We start from the raw sequence: 15,993 nt of genomic DNA, 5'->3' as shown, positions 1-15,993 counted from the left end.
CATGGGTCATGGCTTACGCAATGCCAGGCGGATTGGCCCCGCGCCGATCGAGCTTCAGGAAAGGGCGTGGCACGATCTTCACCCGCTTCATCATCTTGCTGTATTGCAGCTCGCGGAGCGCATAGATCTCGACCCAGAGATCATCGACGATCCGGTCGCCATAGGGCCGCGTCAGGCTGGCGATGGCGATATTCTTCTTGAGGATCGGCGACCAGGCCGAGGCCGTAACGATGCCGGCTTCCTTTCGTCTGCGATGATAAATCAGCGACAAGGGTCCGGCGACGTTGCCCTCGACTTCAAGGCCGACGAGGATATGCTTCAGCGTCTTCTTCTCTCGCGCCCGCATGATCGCACGGCGACCGTTGTAGTTCGGCTTTTCGAGATCGATCATCCAGTCCAGCCCGATCTCGTCGGGCAGGCGCAGGCGGTCTTCCCGGAGCGCCGTCTCCGAGGTGACGAATTCGGCATTGGCGACGATGAAGCCTGCCTCGGTGCGTGCATGATTGAGCGCCGCATAGCCGATCGCCCGCATGCGGTTGCGATTGCCGGATTCCCAGAGACGATCCCAGAGCCCGAGCGCCTGATCGCGATGGCAGAAGACCTCATAGCCGAGATCGCCGGTAAAGCCGGTGCGCGAGATGGTCACGCTGCCGCCATCATGCGGGAAATCTGCCAGTTGGAACGGCTTGAGCTTTTCCACGCCCTCGAAGCCCGCATCGCGCAACACGACCCAGCTGACCGGACCTTGCAGCGCAAGGCCGGCAATCTCGGTGCTCTCGTCGGTGACCTTGATATCATAACCCTCGGCGCTGTCGAGCAGCCAGGGCAGATGCCGCTCCTGCGAGCAGAGGCGGAAAAGCTGCGGACCGAGCCGGAACAGCGTGCCGTCGTCAAGCACATGGCCGTTGTCGTCGCACCAGGCTGTATAGTGGACGCGGCCGATGCCCAGCTTCCGCACATCGCGCAAGGTCAGCCGATTGCAGAAGGCCTCCGCATCCGGCCCTTCGATCCAATACTTGGTCATCGGCGAGATATCGAACAAAGCAGCCGTCGAGCGGATCGCGAAATATTCGAGCTCCTCGTCCGACAGCGTCGTCGGCGCCTTGAAGCCCGACCAGGCATACCAGTCATTGTTGATATTCAGCGCTTCGAGCCGCGGATGAAACGGCGTTTCGAGGAGCGGCGTCAGCACATCGCCGCCACGCTTGCCGATCTGCAGAGAAATCTGGTTCATGCCGCCCTCCGCGAGAGAATGTGCCGCGCCGCATTGCGACCCGGAAGTCCGGAAATGCCGCCGCCGGGATGCGAGCCGGCGCTGGCGAGGTAGAGGCCCTCGAGCGGCGTATCATAACCCGAAACGCCGAAGGTCGGCCGGTTGAGCAGCAGCTGGTCGACCTGCAATTCGCCATGATGCCAGTGACCACCCGGCATGCGGAACTGCCGCTCGATATCGACGGGCGTCAGCAATTCGCTCGCCACCACGGTCTCGCCGATGCCGGGCGCATATTGCTCCAGCGTCGCCATGATCGCGGCCATGAATTTCGGCTTGCCGACCTCCCAGCCTTCGCGGAGATCGTAGGGTGAATATTGCACCACCGCCGAAAGCACTGCACCGCCCGGGGGTGCGAAAGATGCATCGGCAAGGCTCGGGATGGTGAATTCCATCACCGGATCCGGCGAGAACTCGCCATATTTCGAGGGGTTGAAGGCTTCCTCGACATGCCGCACCGAACGCGCAATCACCAGCCGTCCCTTGAGGTCGCCGGCAGAGACACCCTTGAAGTCCGGCACCTTCGAGAGCGCGAGATGCAGCTTGGCCGCATCGCCTTTGCTTCGGACATGCTTGAGGCTCATCGACAGATGCGTATCGACCTCGCCCGGCGCAACGAGATTGCGCAGCGTCGCCACCGGATGGATCGCCGAGACGACCAGCGCCGCACGCAGTTCCTCGCCGCCTTGAAGCACCACGCCCTGAACCTTGCCACGATCGGATAGAATACGGGAAACCGGCGCGTTGAGCCGGATTTCCGCGCCATGGTTGCGCGCCGCCTGCTCCAGCGCCGAGGCCAGCGAGCCCATGCCGCCACGCGGCAGGAACTGGCCGCCCTTGGCACCGAGTGCCGTACCGGTCAGCCGATAGTAGAGACCGAGCAGCGACGTCGGCGAACGCGGGCCGAGATGGATGCCAAGCACCGCATCGAAGGCGATCAGCGCCTTCAGCCTGTTGTCGGTGAGATACTCATCGGCGACGTCGGCGACATTCATCAGCGCCATGCGGGCGAAGTCGCGCGCCTCGTCGCGACCCTTGCCGATGAGGCTGAGGCCCGTCATGCCGAGGTCGAAAAGTTCACCGAGACCTGCCTCGCCCGGACGCGGAGGACGTTTGCCGAGGAAGCGGCCGAGAATGCCCGCCTGCATCATCAGCTTGCTGCGCATTCTGCCGAAAGCCGCGGCTTCGGTGGGCGAAACACCGTCGAAGCTTTCGCCATAAGCACCGCGAAGAACAGCCGGGCCGCTGTTCGCATCGAGCACCACGGTCGGCGCCATCTCGGAGGTGAACAGCGACGTATCAAGCCCGAGTTCGGAGATCACCTCCGGCGCGAGCCGGTTGACGATATGGGCAAGCCCACTCGCCCTGTAGCCGGGATGGAATTCGCGCGTCCGCGCACCGCCGCCGACCGCGTCAGAGGCTTCAAGCACGATGACCTTCCTGCCCGCCTTGGCGAGCAGTCCGGCAGCGACGAGACCATTGTGGCCGCCGCCGATAATGATGGCGTCAAAGGACTTCATGGGCGGGGCTCATATGTTGGCGTGTCATCTTGAGGTCGCGCAGCACTTCGGCCGCGGCGTTGTAGCCGGGGGCGCCCATCACGCCGCCACCCGGGTGGGTCGATGAGCCGCACATATAGAGCCCGTCAATCGGGCTGCGATATTGCGCATAGCCGGGCACCGGGCGGTTGAACAGCAATTGGTCGAAGGTCAGCTCACCCTGGAAAATGTTGCCCTCGGTCAGGCCAACTTCGGCTTCCAGCTCACGCGGCGTGCGTACTTCCATATGCAGGATACGGTCGCGGAAGCCGGGCGAATATTCGGCGATCTGGCTGACCACGGATTCGGCGAAGCCATCGCGGTTGGCATCCGTCCAATCCCGGCCTTCCACTTTCGGCGGGCAGTACTGCACGAAGCAACTCATGAAATGCTTGCCCGGATGGGACATGGTCGGGTCAAGCGTGGTCGGGATCATCGCATCGAGGAACGGATCAGCCGACCAGCGCTCGGCCTTCCAGTCGTCATAGCCGCGTTCGATGCGCTCGACGGAGTCCGTGAAATGCAGGTCGCCCTTGATGCAGGTCGAACCTTTCGGCAGCGCCGGAAATTCCGGAAGACCGTCGAGCGCGATGTTCACCTTGCCCGAGGAGCCGCGCATCTTGAAATGCTTGACGCGTTGTACAAACTTTTCCGGTAGGTCTTTCTCGTCGACCAGCTTAAGGAAGGTGCGCTTGACGTCGGCATTGGAGATGACGAGCTTGCCGAGGATTTCGTCGCCCGAAGCGAGCGCCACGCCGGTCGCGCGACCATTCTTGACGATGACCTTATCGACTGCCGAGCCGGTGCGGATCGTGCCGCCTGAAGCCTGGAAACTCCGCGACAGCGCCTGCGTCACCGCGCCCATGCCGCCGCGGGCATAGCCCCATGCGCCGACCGAGCCATCAACCTCGCCCATATAGTGATGCAGCAGGACGTAAGCCGTGCCGGGCGACATCGGGCCGAGCGCCGTGCCGATGATGCCTGATAGAGCCAGATAGGCCTTGACGACATCGGTCTCAAAATACTCATCGAGGAAATCGGAGATCGACATCGTCCAGAAGCGCAGCGTCAGCGCCAGCTGTTCCGGGCTGAACTCACCGATCTTCTTGGCGAGGAACAGCAGCTCGCCGATATCGCGCGGCTTGTAGGAGAACGGATCGGGTGCGGTGCGCATCAGGAGCGGCTGGATGAACCGGCACTGGCGCGTCACGTCGCGGGCATAGCGCTCATAGGCCTCGCCGTCGCGCGGCGAATAGCGAGCGAATTCGCGGCGATGTTGGTTATGGTCACGATAGGAGGCGAGATAGCCGCCGTCGCGCGTCAGGACGGCGCCGCCCTCATAGCCGACGATCTGCAGGCCATGCTTCGGCAGTTCGAGATCGCGCATGATCTCGGGACGGAACAGCGAACAGACATAGGAACAGTTGGAATATGTGACCCCGGGCGTGAGTTCGCGGCTGACGGCAGCGCCGCCGACCCAATCGTTCTTCTCGACCACGCAGACCTCAAGCCCTGCCCGCTGCAGATAGCTGGCTGTGACGAGACCGTTGTGGCCGCCTCCAATGATCACGGCGTCATATGTTTTCATTGTCGTTCCCCGTTATCTGACCGGAAACTGCCACAGGCCGACCAATCTTGTCCAGATATTTTGAATGAACATTCAGTCAGAACATTGCAATTAACTGAATTTGCGATATTATTTCTGCAACACAACGCAAGCGACCAATGAGGAAATGGAGAGCCGCAGCATGACCGAAGCCGAACCGGAATATGACGACGTCCATATGCGATTCCTCGAACTGCTCTGGGGCGACGGCTATCTCTCGCCCGGCGGCCCGGCGGAGGTCGACCGGGTGCTTGAGCGCTTCCCTATCGCGGGCAAAGACATGCTGGACATCGGCTGCGGCTCCGGCGGTATCACGCTGCACATCGCCAAGCGTTTCTCGCCCCGTTCGATCACTGGCTTCGACGTCGAAAAGCCCGTGATCCGCGAAGCAACGCGCCGCGCGGCCGAGGCAGGACTCAGCGACCGCGTCGATTTCGTCCAAGCTTCACCCGGCCGCCTACCCTTCGAGGACGGCAGCTTCGATGTCGTCTTCTCCAAGGATGCGATGGTCCATATCCCCGATAAGGACGGGATCTTCGCCGAAATCTTCCGCGTGCTGCGACCGGGCGGGATCTTTGCCGCTTCCGACTGGCTGGTCGGTCATGACGGGGAACTATCGCAGGATATGAAGGATTACATCGAGGCCGAAGGTCTGTCCTTTGGAATGGCCTCGCCGAAACGTTACCAGCAGGCAATGGCAGGCGCCGGCTTCATGGACGTACGCACCGAGAGCCGCAATGCCTGGTATCGCGAGGAGGCGCGGCGCGAATTGAACCGCCTGAAGACCGAACTATATGACGAGGCAGTCAGGATCACCAGCAAGGCCTTCGTGGAGAAGAACCTCCGCACCTGGACGGCCATGCAAAAGGTTCTTGACAGCGGTGAGCATTGTCCTACGCATCTGAGTGCAACCAAGCCCGCAGTTTGATTCACCAAACGGCTGGGAACGACGGGAAACTGACCACGCAATGAACATTGTCCCGGATCTCGGCGGCGAGCGGAAAAGCCGCAAGGCATCCAAGGAAACCCGCCAGCAGCAGCTCATAGAGGCGACGATCGACTCGCTCGCCAAGCGCGGCTATTCCGACACCACGCTCGCCAATGTCGCCGATGGGGCGGGCCTGTCGCGCGGCATCGTCAATTTCCATTTCGAGAGCAAGGAAAAGCTGCTCATCTCGACCTTACAGTTCATGTCGGACGAGTATGCCAACCACTGGAATGCCGCTCTGGAAAAGGCTGGCCCCGGCGCGGCCGACAAGATCTGGTCCCTGGTCAACGCCGATTTCGACCGCAAGATCTGCACCAAGCGGAAGCTCGCTGCCTGGTGCGCATTCTGGGGCGAGGCCAAGTCCCGGCCGACCTATCAGGCGCTCTGTGGCGCGAGCGATCAGAACTATCAGCAGACATTCGTCGAACTCTGCACTGAGTTGAAAGCCGATGGCGGTTATGCCTATGACGCCGAACCGATGGCGCTCGGCATTTGCTCGATGATGGAAGGCCTTTGGTTCCGGCTGATGATGAATGACGGCCTGACTCGTGAACGGGCGCTCGGTGCCGCGATAGAGTATGTCGCTGCGGTCTTCCCCAAACATATTTCCACATCCGGCGTGAAATAAGCGCTGCACGCCAACCGTACCGCCTATGGGACGGTCGATCAGTGACCTTGCCGCCAAACCTGCAACCCTGCCCCGCCCGATGGAGCTTTCATGCGCCTGCGCATCTCCCTTGCCATTACCCTTCTCTCCGCCACTTCGGCTCTTGCCGCGGAGGCCACCACCTACAAGGGCACGATCGGCAGAATTCCGATCATCGTCGAAATGGCGGAAGGCACGGACAGCGGCGACTTCGCGGCGCGCTATTCCTATCTGTCGAAGGGAGTCGATATTCCGCTGCATGGCACGCGCAGTCTCGATGACGGCATAACCATCGAGGAAGAAGCGCCCTGCAATGAAAAGATCTGCAAGAACGCAGCGGGCGATATCCTCGAACAGCCGCCCATCGGCGCCGACTGGACGTTGACCAGCGACAAGGACGGCCAGCGTCTCAAGGGCACCTGGAAGGACCGCAAATCGGGCAAGTCCTTGCCGATCTCGCTCACACTCGTCGGTAGCCGATCGCTGGGCGACAGCACGGGCGAGAATGTCGATGATCTCGATCCCTCCAGCGCCGCGCGCGATGCGACGTCGACGATCACGCCAAAGGACCTGCTCTACGACTTCCTCAAGTTCGACCATCCCGTGAAGCAGGGACCGGAAACGCCGTTCGACGGTGCCACGATCCGCATGGACACCGATCCCTTCACGGCGACTGCCTACCCCACGATCGTCAAGCTGCCGGGCGCCGACACCGCCGCCATCAACACCTATCTCAGGCAGCAATGGCTGCAATTCCAGTTCAACCCCTATTATTGCAAGTCCAAGCTCTACCTCGGTTATGGCTGGTTTGGCAGCGAGAGCGACGGCAGCAACGGCTTCTGGGACGGCGCCAATGTGTCCGTCGATTACCTGTCGACGCGCCTGCTCGGCATCTCGGAGAGTGGCAGCTTCTATTGCGGCGGCGCCTATCCAAATCACTTCATCAACCGCCGTTTTGCCGATGTCAAAACCGGCCAGCCTGTGGTGGCCGAGAGCCTGCTCAAGGGTTTTGTCCTGAGGAATTCCGACGGCGAAGAGGTTGATCCGGCAAAGGTCGATAAAGACGACTATGTGAAGTACAGCCCGAATGTGGAACTGGTCAAGTTCATCAATGATCGCCGGAACAAGTCCGACGTTTCTGTCGAGAACGACTGCGTCATGGACGATCTAGTTCAGACTAATCTCGGCGTCTATTTCACCAAGGATGAACTGGTCTTCAATCTGAAGGATTTACCGCATGTCATCTTTGCCTGCACGGATGATGTCGTCAGGATACCGCTCAAGGACGCGCTACCGTTGTTGAACGAGGAAGGCATCCGTCTGCTTTTCGGCACGTGAGACCCTGCCTCAACGGATCAGGATCGCCCTGAAATCATTGACATTCGTGCCGGTCGGACCCGGCACGAAGAGGTCGCCGGCGGCATGGAAAGCCGACCACGCGTCGTGACGTGCGAGAAAGCTGCGTGGATCGCCGGCCGCCTTGCGGATACGCGCGGCCGTACCGCCGTCGGCAAAGGCACCGGCATTGTCTTCCGAGCCGTCGATTCCATCAGTGTCGGCGGCCAGCGCGGTGATGCTGTCCACGCCTTCGATATCCAGCGCGAAGGACAGCAGGAATTCGCTGTTGCGCCCACCCTTGCCATAAATATCCATGATCGTCACCGTCGTCTCGCCGCCGGAGAGAATAACCACCGGTTTGGTGAAAGGACGATCGCGCAACGCGACCTCCCGGGCGAGAGCCGCGTGCATCTTGCCGATATCGCGTGCCTCACCCTCGATCTGGTCGGAGAGGATCATGGCCTCGACGCCCTGGCGCTTTGCTTCCTCCGCAGCAGATTCCAGCGAAACACGAGCGGAGGCGATGACACGAACCTCGTTGCGGGTGAATGCACTATCATCCGGCCTCGGCGCAGCGGCAGCCTCGCTCCGCAAGTGAAGAATGACATTATAGGGCAAAGACATGCGATAGTCGGCAACGATGCGGAGCCCCTCCTCGGCCGAACCCGCATCCGGCACGGTCGGACCGGACGCTACAAAGGCCGGATTGTCGCCCGGGACATCGGAAACGACGAGGCTCACCACACGAGCCGGGAAAGCCGCCTTTGCCAGCCGGCCGCCCTTGATGCGCGAGACATGCTTGCGCACGGTATTCATTGCCGAGATCGGCGCACCCGAGGCCAGGAGCGCCTTGTTGACCGCGATTTCGTCAGCCAGCGTCAGTCCTTCGGGCGGCGCCGGAAGCAGGGCCGAGCCGCCGCCGGAGATGAGCGCAATGACCAGATCGTCCTCGGTCAAACCCTTGACCGCATCAAGCAGCGCCTGTGAGCCAACAAGACCGGCCTCGTCCGGCACTGGATGGGCCGATTGCAGAACCTTGATATGCTCTGTTTTCTCTATCGGCCCGTGGCGCGCCACGACCACACCCTCATAGGGCCCCAACCACAGTTTCTCAAAAGCCGCCGCCATCTGGCTCGCCGCCTTGCCGGCGCCGATGACCACGGTTCGACCCTTGGGCCGCGCCGGCAGATGTGCCCTGATCGCTTCGAGCGGATCGGCAGCGCGCACGGCCGTTTCGAAGAGCGAAACAAGGAACGCGCGAGGATCACCAAGTGCGGGAGTGGTGATCATGGTCAGATTTCGAGATCGTAGACCAGGACACCTTCAACGCCACCTTCCAGCGCAGCGACGATGCGGCCGCCAAGTCTGACATGGTCCGGATGGACAAGATAGGCATCGCGCGCCGCCGGCCCGTCGAAATCGATGATGAAGCCCTCGGCGAAGCCCTTGCCCAGTCCCTCAGGGCTGACATTGGGGCCGATATGAAGCGCGACGAAACCTGATATCATCGTCTTCAATGCCGCGAGATCGGCCCAGATACCGTCCTTTTCGGCCTGCGGCAGGTCGCTGCGGAAGCGGAGGAACACGCAATGTCTGATCATGATCTCACCTGATATCGGCGCGGGCGCGGGGCCGCTGGTCGTTGCGTTCATGGGCGAAGACCGCGCGCGGCAATGGCTCCCGCTCGCGGATGATGTCGGCACCCTTCTCGCCCACCATGATGGTCGGCGCATTGGTGTTGCACGAGGGCACGCGAGGCATGACGGAACTATCGCAGACGCGCAAGCCCTGAAGCCCCCTCACGCGCAGGTCGAGATCGACGACGGCCATGGAATCCGTGCCCATCTTGCAGGTTCCGACCGGATGATGGTCGGTCTTGGCATTGGCGCAGCCATAGTCGAACAGTTCCTCATCCGTCTGCACCTTCCCTCCCGGCAGCCGCTCGGCAAGAATATAAGGCTTCAGCGCCGCCTGCTGGAAGATTTCACGCGCTATTTTCAAGCCCTCCAGCGACATCACCCGATCATGCGGGTCCGACCAGTAGTTGGGGTCGATGAGCGGCGCCGCTGCAGGGTCCGAAGACTTCAGGCGCACTGTGCCGCGCGAACGAGGATGGAGATAGGCCGAGTTGAGTGTGACGCCAGCGTTCTTTAGCTTTTCGACGCCGGCCTCGATGCCGGAGCCAAGGCCGAGATGGAACTGGATATCGGGCGAGCGTGCCTGCGGGTCGGCATACCAGAAGCCGCCGGTCTCGAAGAGGCTCGATGCCACAGGTCCGGTCCGGAAGAGCACATATTGCAGCCCGGCCCAAAGAGTTCGGTGAAGCTTGGCGACTCCGTCATAAGTGTGGTCGCCTGTGCATTCCGCGATGACGAACAGATCGAGGTGATCCTGCAGATTGCTGCCGACACCGGGCAGGTCGTGATGGACCTGAACGCCGACGGACTTGAGATGGTCCGCCGGCCCAATGCCCGATTGCAGCAGCAGCTTCGGCGATCCGATCGCGCCGGAGGACACCAGAACCTCACGATCGGCGCGAATGATCTCGCTGCCTGATGACGTCACGACGTCAACGCCGATGGCGCGGCTGCCTTCCAGCACGATGCGGGCAACACGGGCGCCGAGCTTGATCGTCAGATTCTTGCGATCCTTGATCGGCGATAGATAGCCGAGCGAGGCGGACGAACGGCGCCTGTTGCGTTGAGTGAGCTGGTAGAAACCGACGCCCGCCTGCTGCTTACCATTGAAGTCGTGATTGTAGGGAATGCCGAGTTCCTGCCCGGCACGGATATAGGCATCGCAGATCGGCAGTGCCGAAACAGGCATCGAGACACCCAGAGGCCCACCATAGGAATGGTAATCATCGGCAAACCGTTGATTATCCTCGGCGCGCTTGAAATAGGGCAGGACCGAGCGATAGTCCCAGCCTTCACAGCCATCCTGGGACGCCCAGAGGTCGTAGTCTACGGCGTTGCCGCGCGTATAGAGCTGGGCGTTGATCGACGAGCCACCGCCAATCACCTTGGCCTGGGTATAACGCAGCACACGGTTCTTCATGTGCTTCTGCGGCACGGTCTCCCAGCCCCAGCTCGCCACGCCCTTGGTCATCTTGGCAAAGCCGGCCGGCATGTGGAACAGCGGATTCCAGTCGCCGCCGCCAGCGTCAAGCAGCAGGACCTTCACGGATGGGTCTTCGGTCAAGCGATTAGCGAGCACGCAACCCGCTGGGCCGGCGCCAGTGATGATGTAGTCATAGGTCATGGTCTATGGTCCCTAGAAGTCGGCCGCCCTCATTCGCCTGCCGGCACCCTCTCCCCGCAAGCGGGGAGAGGGTTAAGGTGAGGACAATCCCAAATCACAATCTCGCGATCGACAGGCCGCCATCGGCATCAATGATGCTGCCGGTCGCAAAGCCGAATTTCCCCGATGCCAGGCCGGAGACGATGCCGCCGATGTCCCCCGGCTCGCCCCATCGCCTCATAGGTACGAGCCCATCGCCGATCAGCTTGTCGTATTTCTCAGACACACCCGCCGTCATGTCACTGCGGATGATGCCCGGCCGCACCTCGAAGACGGCGATGCCGGTCTCCGCCAGTCGAAGCGCCAGACCCTGTGAAAAGGCAGATAGTCCCGCCTTGCTCATGCAGTAATCCAGCCGTTCGGGCGAGCTCAGCGCCGAGGAAACCGAGGTTATGTTGACCACCGACCGCGGGAATCGCTGCTCGCCCGTCAGCATCGCCTTCAGAACGGCTTGCGTGAAGAAGACCGTACCACGCAGGTTAGTGTCTATGATCGTATCGAAATTCTCAGGCGTCATTTCGAGGAAGTCACCGCGCACCACCGAGGCGATGCCGGCATTGTTGACGAGGCAATCGACGCGACCATAGGTGTCGAGCACTGTGGCCACAGCCTGTCCATGGGTATCGAGTCGGGCAAGATCCGACTGGACATATATGGCATTGGCCCCCAGTGCCTTCAGTTCCGCAAGTGCGCGGTCGCCCAGGACGGCTTCGCCGATCCCGGTCAACGCAATGTCGAAACCATCAGCGGCGAGCGATTTCGCAATGCCGAGGCCGATACCGCGCCGGCCGCCCGTTATGATCGCAACCGGCCGCTCGCCCATCACTGAAGCCCCCCCGCCGTGAGATAGTCCGCGACGCGGAGCGCCTGTGCCGCGACCGTCAGCGCCGGGTTGACCGCGGCCGAGGTCGGCAGGCAGCTCGCATCAACCACGAACAGATTCCGATGATCATAGGACCGGCACCAGATATCCAGCGGCGAGGTCGCCGGATCGTTGCCCATCTTGACCGTGCCGCATTGATGCGACGGCGTGCGCTTGTCGAATGGCCGCGACAGCACGATCGGGAAGCCGGACTTCTTCAGCACTGCCCTGAGCTTCCGCACAAGATCGAGATGGGCATCCCAATTGGTCCGGTGCCACTTCAGCACGATCTTGTCGCCATCCACCGTGATCCGGCTCTCGGGATGCGGGATGTCCTCACTCATTGCGTAGAAATCGATCGCATGCGCCGATATCTGATTGAGCAGCCACTGTGGCACGCTGGGCATATTTGCCTTCAGGATCGTGCCCGAGACACGGCCCAGCAGTTGGATATTGCCGAGCGGCGCCCCACCCTCGCCATCGGAGAGATAGAAATCGTTGAAGCCGAAAGTCTTCTGATAGATCGAGTCGTTGCGATAGAAGGGCGAAATTGCCAGCACCGCGCTCGAATTGTGGTTCATGAAATTGCGGCCGACCTGATCGGAGGAATTGGCGAGACCGGCCTTGAAACGGTCGTTGGCCGAGCGCAGCAGTACGACCGAGGATTGCACGGCGCCGGCAGTCAGGATCACCAGCTTCGGCGACACGGACTTCGCTTCGCCATTCTGCTGATAATGCACCGTCTCGATCCGACTGCCATCGGCCGAGGTTTCCAGCCGCGTCACCCGCGACTTCGTCTGCAGCGTCACAGTCTTATGCTGCAAAGCGTAAGCAAGCGCTGTCGTTTCAGCATCCATCTTGCCGTCGAAGCTGTTGGGATGGGCGTCCCATGGCGTTTTTGCCTTGGCGAGCCATTTTTCGATATCGACGCCAAGCGGCAGCGAATAGGGGTGCATGCCATTGGCCTGCAGCTTCGCACGCACGCTCGCGATCGCTGGCTCTTCAGGCACGGGCGGAAAGGGATAGGGCTGCGAATGATGCGGCTCCGTCGGATCCTGCCCCAGCACGCCACGCACCTGGAACAGTTGCTCAGCCTGGCTGTACCATGGCTCCAGTTCCTCATAGGGGAACGGCCATGCCGGCGAGACGCCCTCGCGATGCTTCATTTCGAGGAAGTCTTCACGCCGATAGCGCACCAGCACCGCGCCATAGAATTTCGAATTGCCGCCGACATTGTAGTAATTGCCGGGATTGAAGGCTTGGCCTTCATGCTCGTACCACATCTCCTTCGGGCGGAAATGGCCACGCTGGAAGATGGCGCGTTGATCGCGATTTTCCGGTTGGTCTGCAATATGGTCGCCGGCCTCGAGGATAAGAATATTGGCGCCCGAGGCCGCGAGTCCCGAGGCGACTGTCGCCCCGCCTATGCCGGAGCCGATGATCACGATGTCAGGCGTAGTCTCCATAACTCAAGCAATCCGCAACTGGCTGGTAGGATCGAAGTAAACTGCCTTGTCGAGATTGAAAGCAAGCTTGGTCGTCTGTCCGGCTTCGATTCGTGCGTCGGCGCGCAGCCGCGCCACGACTTCCTTACTTCCGAGCTTGGTGACCGCGAATGTGTCGGAGCCGGCGGGCTCGACCACCTCGATCAGGCACTCACCCTCGGCAAGCTGGCGCGCATTGCGGTCGGCGCCATCAGGATCAGTCAGCGCCTCGGGCCGGATGCCGAAAATGACCTGCCTGCCAGCGAAGCTCGCCAGCTTATCGGAGGCCTGGCCGGCAGGCAGCTTCAGCGCGCCGCCCTCGGGGCGCTCGAGCGAGACACTGATCCCGCCATCGCCGCGTTCGACAGTCGCCGTCAGCAGGTTCATCGCGGGCGATCCCATGAAGTCAGCGACGAACATGTTGGACGGATTGTTGTAGATTTCGGCCGGCGTGCCGAACTGTTGCAGCACGCCATCCTTCAGCACCGCGATCTTGGTCGCCAGCGTCATCGCCTCGATCTGGTCATGGGTGACATAGACGATGGTGGTCTTCATCCGCTGGTGCAGCCGCTTGATCTCGGTCCGCATATCGACGCGGAGTTTCGCGTCGAGGTTGGACAGCGGCTCGTCGAACAGGAAGACCTGCGGATTGCGCACCAGCGCTCGACCCATGGCGACACGCTGGCGCTGGCCGCCCGAGAGCTGGCTCGGCTTGCGCTCGAGCAGGTGGCCGATCTGCAGCATGTCCGAGACTTGCTTGATTGCCTTCTCGCGCTCTTCCTTGGGAATGCCGCGGATCTCCATGCCGAAGGCGATGTTTCCCGCCACCGTCATGTTGGGATAGAGCGCATAGGACTGGAACACCATGGCGATATCGCGCTTGGATGGCGGCAGGCCGGCGACCGAGCGACCGTTGATCGAGATCTCACCCGAGGTGATGGGCTCAAGGCCGGCAATCGTGTTGAGCAGCGTGGACTTGCCGCAGCCCGAGGGACCGACCAGCACCAGGAAGCCGCCCTCGTCGATTTCGAGATTGATATCCTTGAGGATTTCGAGCGATCCGTAGGACTTGCGTAGATGGGAGATTTTCAGGAAGGACATGATGCTTATCCCTTCACGGCGCCGGACATGAGCCCGCGTACGAAATAGCGGCCGGAGACGATGTAGACGATGAGAGTTGGAAGTGCCGCGAGGATCGCGCCGGCGAAATGGACATTGTATTCCTTGACCCCCGTCGACGAGCTCACGAGATTGTTGAGCGCGACCGTCATCGGCGTCGAGGTGGCCCCCGAGAAGGAGGCGCCAAACAGGAAGTCGTTCCAGATATTGGTGAACTGCCAGATGACCGAGACGACGATGATCGGGCCGGAGGACGGCAGCAGGATGCGCCAGAAGATCTGGAAGAAGCTCGCGCCATCGATCTGCGCCGCCCGCACCAGTTCGGTCGGGAACGCCTCGTAGTAATTGCGGAAGTAGAGCGTCGTGAAGCCGATGCCATAGACGACATGCACCATGATCAGCCCCCAGACCGAGCCGGCAATGCCGAGGATGCCGAGGATGCGGGCCATCGGGATCAGCACGATCTGGAACGGGATGAAGCAGGATAGCAACAACATGCCGAAGAAGATGTTAGAGCCCCTGAAGGACCACTTGGTCAGCACATAACCGTTCAGCGCGCCGATCATGGTAGAGATTGCGACGGCGGGAATCACCATCAGGATCGAGTTGATGAAGAACGGCCTGAGGCCAGTGGGCTGCACACCGATCTGCGCCGTCGACCAGGCCGAGAGCCATGGTTCGATCGTCCAGGTGCCCGGCAGGTTCAGCATGCCACCCTGGCGGATCTCTTCAAGCGGCTTGAAGGAATTGACCACCATCACATAGAGCGGCAGCATGTAGTAGACGGCGAAGACGATCAGTGCCGTGTAGATCAGCGCCCGGGTCAGCAGTCCGTGCGAGATCACATTCTGTGGATTTGGTTGCCCGCTCATCAGCGTTTCCCCTGCCGGATTTCGGAATAAAGATAGGGAATGATGATCGAGAAGATCATCGCGAGCATCACGATCGCCGACGATGCGCCGATGCCCATCGAATTGCGGGTGAAGGTGTAGGAATACATGAAGGTCGCGGGCAGCTCGGTCGCCTGGCCCGGCCCGCCGCCGGTCAGCGCGATGACCAGGTCATAAGCCTTGATCGCAAGATGGGCGAGGACCACGAAAGCCGACAAGAACACCGGCCGCATCAACGGAATGATGATCCGGCGATAGGTCATGAAGGGCGAAGCGCCGTCGATCTGCGCAGCCTTGATGATCTCGTTGTCGACGCCGCGCAGGCCTGCGAGGAACATCGCCATGACGAAGCCGGAGGACTGCCAGACGGCCGCGATCACCACGCAATAGATCGCGTAGTTGCGATCCTTGATCCAGCTGAAGGCAAAGCTCTCCCAGCCCCAGAGATGCATGGTGTTCTCAAGCCCGATGCCGGGATCGAGGAACCACTTCCAGGCGGTGCCGGTGACGATGAAGGAGAGCGCCATAGGATAGAGGTAGATCGGCCGCAGCAGACCTTCGGCGCGAATTTTCTGGTCGAGCAGGATCGCCAGCATCAGGCCGAGGACCGAGCAGATGATGATGTAGAGCGAGGCGAAGATCGCCAGATTGCTGATCGCCCGCCACCAGTGCGGCAGCGCCCATAGCTTGGTGTAATTACCGAAGCCGATGAGATTGTAGGACGGCAGCATCTTGCTGTCGGTCAGCGACAGAAAGCCGGTATAGGCAATGAAGCCATAGACGAAGATGAGGATGATGAGGAAGCTCGGCGCCACGACGATGCGTGGCAACAGGTCCTGCAATCGGCTGCGGCTGTCCATGTTCGACCTACCGTTGGAATTCGTGTCATTGGCAGCAGGAGAGATCGCCCCTCATCCGCCTGCCGGCACCTTCTCCCGTAGTTACGGGGAGA

At 61.3% G+C, this 15,993-nt stretch carries 14 protein-coding genes; 3 read left to right on the top strand and 11 right to left on the bottom strand.

What is annotated here, in order from left to right; all coding sequences use genetic code 11:
• Window positions 1–13: 13 nt before the first annotated feature.
• From AC2YI2_RS13185 to AC2YI2_RS13175, 3 genes are read right to left on the bottom strand one after another with little or no spacing between them, the layout of a single operon-like run.
• Window positions 14–1,234, bottom strand: a complete 1,221-nt coding sequence (locus tag AC2YI2_RS13185; protein ID WP_487386935.1) for an aminomethyl transferase family protein — start codon at window positions 1,232–1,234, stop codon at window positions 14–16.
• A complete protein-coding gene (locus AC2YI2_RS13180; protein ID WP_487386934.1) occupies window positions 1,231–2,790 on the bottom strand; it encodes a phytoene desaturase family protein in 1,560 nt (519 codons plus the stop codon). Before AC2YI2_RS13180 ends, AC2YI2_RS13185 begins: the two co-directional genes overlap by 4 nt.
• Entirely contained in the window at window positions 2,777–4,396 is a 1,620-nt protein-coding gene (locus AC2YI2_RS13175) for a phytoene desaturase family protein (RefSeq protein ID WP_487386933.1), read from the bottom strand. The genes AC2YI2_RS13180 and AC2YI2_RS13175 overlap by 14 nt, the downstream gene beginning before the upstream one ends.
• A gap of 160 nt (window positions 4,397–4,556) precedes the next feature.
• On the opposite strand from AC2YI2_RS13175, the gene AC2YI2_RS13170 reads away from it, so the two are divergent.
• The 3 genes from AC2YI2_RS13170 (at window position 4,557) to AC2YI2_RS13160 (ending at window position 7,386) form a co-directional block, all read left to right on the top strand.
• The gene (locus AC2YI2_RS13170; protein ID WP_487386932.1) at window positions 4,557–5,342 is read left to right on the top strand and encodes a class I SAM-dependent methyltransferase; all 786 of its coding nucleotides are present in this window, start codon (window positions 4,557–4,559) and stop codon (window positions 5,340–5,342) included.
• 40 nt (window positions 5,343–5,382) lie between these two features.
• Entirely contained in the window at window positions 5,383–6,030 is a 648-nt protein-coding gene (locus AC2YI2_RS13165; protein ID WP_487386931.1) for a TetR family transcriptional regulator C-terminal domain-containing protein, read from the top strand.
• 90 nt (window positions 6,031–6,120) lie between these two features.
• Window positions 6,121–7,386 carry a hypothetical protein gene (locus tag AC2YI2_RS13160; protein WP_487386930.1) on the top strand — a complete coding sequence of 422 codons (1,266 nt, stop codon included), beginning with the start codon at window positions 6,121–6,123 and terminating at the stop codon, window positions 7,384–7,386.
• 9 nt (window positions 7,387–7,395) lie between these two features.
• On the opposite strand, the gene AC2YI2_RS13155 is transcribed toward AC2YI2_RS13160, so the two are convergent.
• The 8 genes from AC2YI2_RS13155 to AC2YI2_RS13120 all read right to left on the bottom strand — a co-directional run bounded on the left by AC2YI2_RS13155 (window position 7,396) and on the right by AC2YI2_RS13120 (window position 15,901).
• Entirely contained in the window at window positions 7,396–8,676 is a 1,281-nt protein-coding gene (locus AC2YI2_RS13155) for a glycerate kinase type-2 family protein (protein ID WP_487386929.1), read from the bottom strand.
• Between the two features lie 2 nt (window positions 8,677–8,678).
• Window positions 8,679–8,987: a Dabb family protein gene (locus AC2YI2_RS13150; protein ID WP_487386928.1), complete on the bottom strand. Its 309-nt coding sequence runs from the start codon at window positions 8,985–8,987 to the stop codon at window positions 8,679–8,681.
• A 4-nt stretch (window positions 8,988–8,991) separates the two neighbouring features.
• A complete protein-coding gene (locus AC2YI2_RS13145; protein ID WP_487386927.1) occupies window positions 8,992–10,647 on the bottom strand; it encodes a GMC family oxidoreductase in 1,656 nt (551 codons plus the stop codon).
• A gap of 94 nt (window positions 10,648–10,741) precedes the next feature.
• Window positions 10,742–11,509: a 3-ketoacyl-ACP reductase gene (locus AC2YI2_RS13140; RefSeq protein ID WP_487386926.1), complete on the bottom strand. Its 768-nt coding sequence runs from the start codon at window positions 11,507–11,509 to the stop codon at window positions 10,742–10,744.
• Window positions 11,509–13,014, bottom strand: a complete 1,506-nt coding sequence (locus tag AC2YI2_RS13135; RefSeq protein WP_487386925.1) for a GMC oxidoreductase — start codon at window positions 13,012–13,014, stop codon at window positions 11,509–11,511. The genes AC2YI2_RS13140 and AC2YI2_RS13135 overlap by 1 nt, the downstream gene beginning before the upstream one ends.
• 3 nt (window positions 13,015–13,017) lie before the next feature.
• Window positions 13,018–14,133: an ABC transporter ATP-binding protein gene (locus AC2YI2_RS13130; RefSeq protein WP_487386924.1), complete on the bottom strand. Its 1,116-nt coding sequence runs from the start codon at window positions 14,131–14,133 to the stop codon at window positions 13,018–13,020.
• A 5-nt stretch (window positions 14,134–14,138) separates the two neighbouring features.
• Window positions 14,139–15,023, bottom strand: a complete 885-nt coding sequence (locus AC2YI2_RS13125) for a carbohydrate ABC transporter permease (RefSeq protein ID WP_487386923.1) — start codon at window positions 15,021–15,023, stop codon at window positions 14,139–14,141.
• Window positions 15,023–15,901 (bottom strand): carbohydrate ABC transporter permease, encoded by an 879-nt coding sequence (locus tag AC2YI2_RS13120; RefSeq protein ID WP_487386922.1) that lies wholly within the window; start codon window positions 15,899–15,901, stop codon window positions 15,023–15,025. Before AC2YI2_RS13120 ends, AC2YI2_RS13125 begins: the two co-directional genes overlap by 1 nt.
• Window positions 15,902–15,993 lie beyond the last annotated feature (92 nt).

The organism is Rhizobium sp. SRI_017 (assembly GCF_057586295.1).
This window is presented reverse-complemented; position numbering and strand designations above follow the sequence as displayed.

Bases quoted from the DNA above. Each gene is read 5' to 3' on its own strand.
- AC2YI2_RS13175 (WP_487386933.1), bottom strand. From the start codon at position 4,396: ATGAAAACATATGACGCCGTGATCATTGGAGGCGGCCACAACGGTCTC.
- AC2YI2_RS13145 (WP_487386927.1), bottom strand. From the start codon at position 10,647: ATGACCTATGACTACATCATCACTGGCGCCGGCCCAGCGGGTTGCGTG.
- AC2YI2_RS13120 (WP_487386922.1), bottom strand. From the start codon at position 15,901: ATGGACAGCCGCAGCCGATTGCAGGACCTGTTGCCACGCATCGTCGTG.
- AC2YI2_RS13150 (WP_487386928.1), bottom strand. From the start codon at position 8,987: ATGATCAGACATTGCGTGTTCCTCCGCTTCCGCAGCGACCTGCCGCAG.
- AC2YI2_RS13180 (WP_487386934.1), bottom strand. From the start codon at position 2,790: ATGAAGTCCTTTGACGCCATCATTATCGGCGGCGGCCACAATGGTCTC.
- AC2YI2_RS13170 (WP_487386932.1), top strand. From the start codon at position 4,557: ATGACCGAAGCCGAACCGGAATATGACGACGTCCATATGCGATTCCTC.
- AC2YI2_RS13125 (WP_487386923.1), bottom strand. From the start codon at position 15,023: ATGAGCGGGCAACCAAATCCACAGAATGTGATCTCGCACGGACTGCTG.
- AC2YI2_RS13155 (WP_487386929.1), bottom strand. From the start codon at position 8,676: ATGATCACCACTCCCGCACTTGGTGATCCTCGCGCGTTCCTTGTTTCG.
- AC2YI2_RS13165 (WP_487386931.1), top strand. From the start codon at position 5,383: ATGAACATTGTCCCGGATCTCGGCGGCGAGCGGAAAAGCCGCAAGGCA.
- AC2YI2_RS13135 (WP_487386925.1), bottom strand. From the start codon at position 13,014: ATGGAGACTACGCCTGACATCGTGATCATCGGCTCCGGCATAGGCGGG.
- AC2YI2_RS13185 (WP_487386935.1), bottom strand. From the start codon at position 1,234: ATGAACCAGATTTCTCTGCAGATCGGCAAGCGTGGCGGCGATGTGCTG.
- AC2YI2_RS13160 (WP_487386930.1), top strand. From the start codon at position 6,121: ATGCGCCTGCGCATCTCCCTTGCCATTACCCTTCTCTCCGCCACTTCG.
- AC2YI2_RS13130 (WP_487386924.1), bottom strand. From the start codon at position 14,133: ATGTCCTTCCTGAAAATCTCCCATCTACGCAAGTCCTACGGATCGCTC.
- AC2YI2_RS13140 (WP_487386926.1), bottom strand. From the start codon at position 11,509: ATGGGCGAGCGGCCGGTTGCGATCATAACGGGCGGCCGGCGCGGTATC.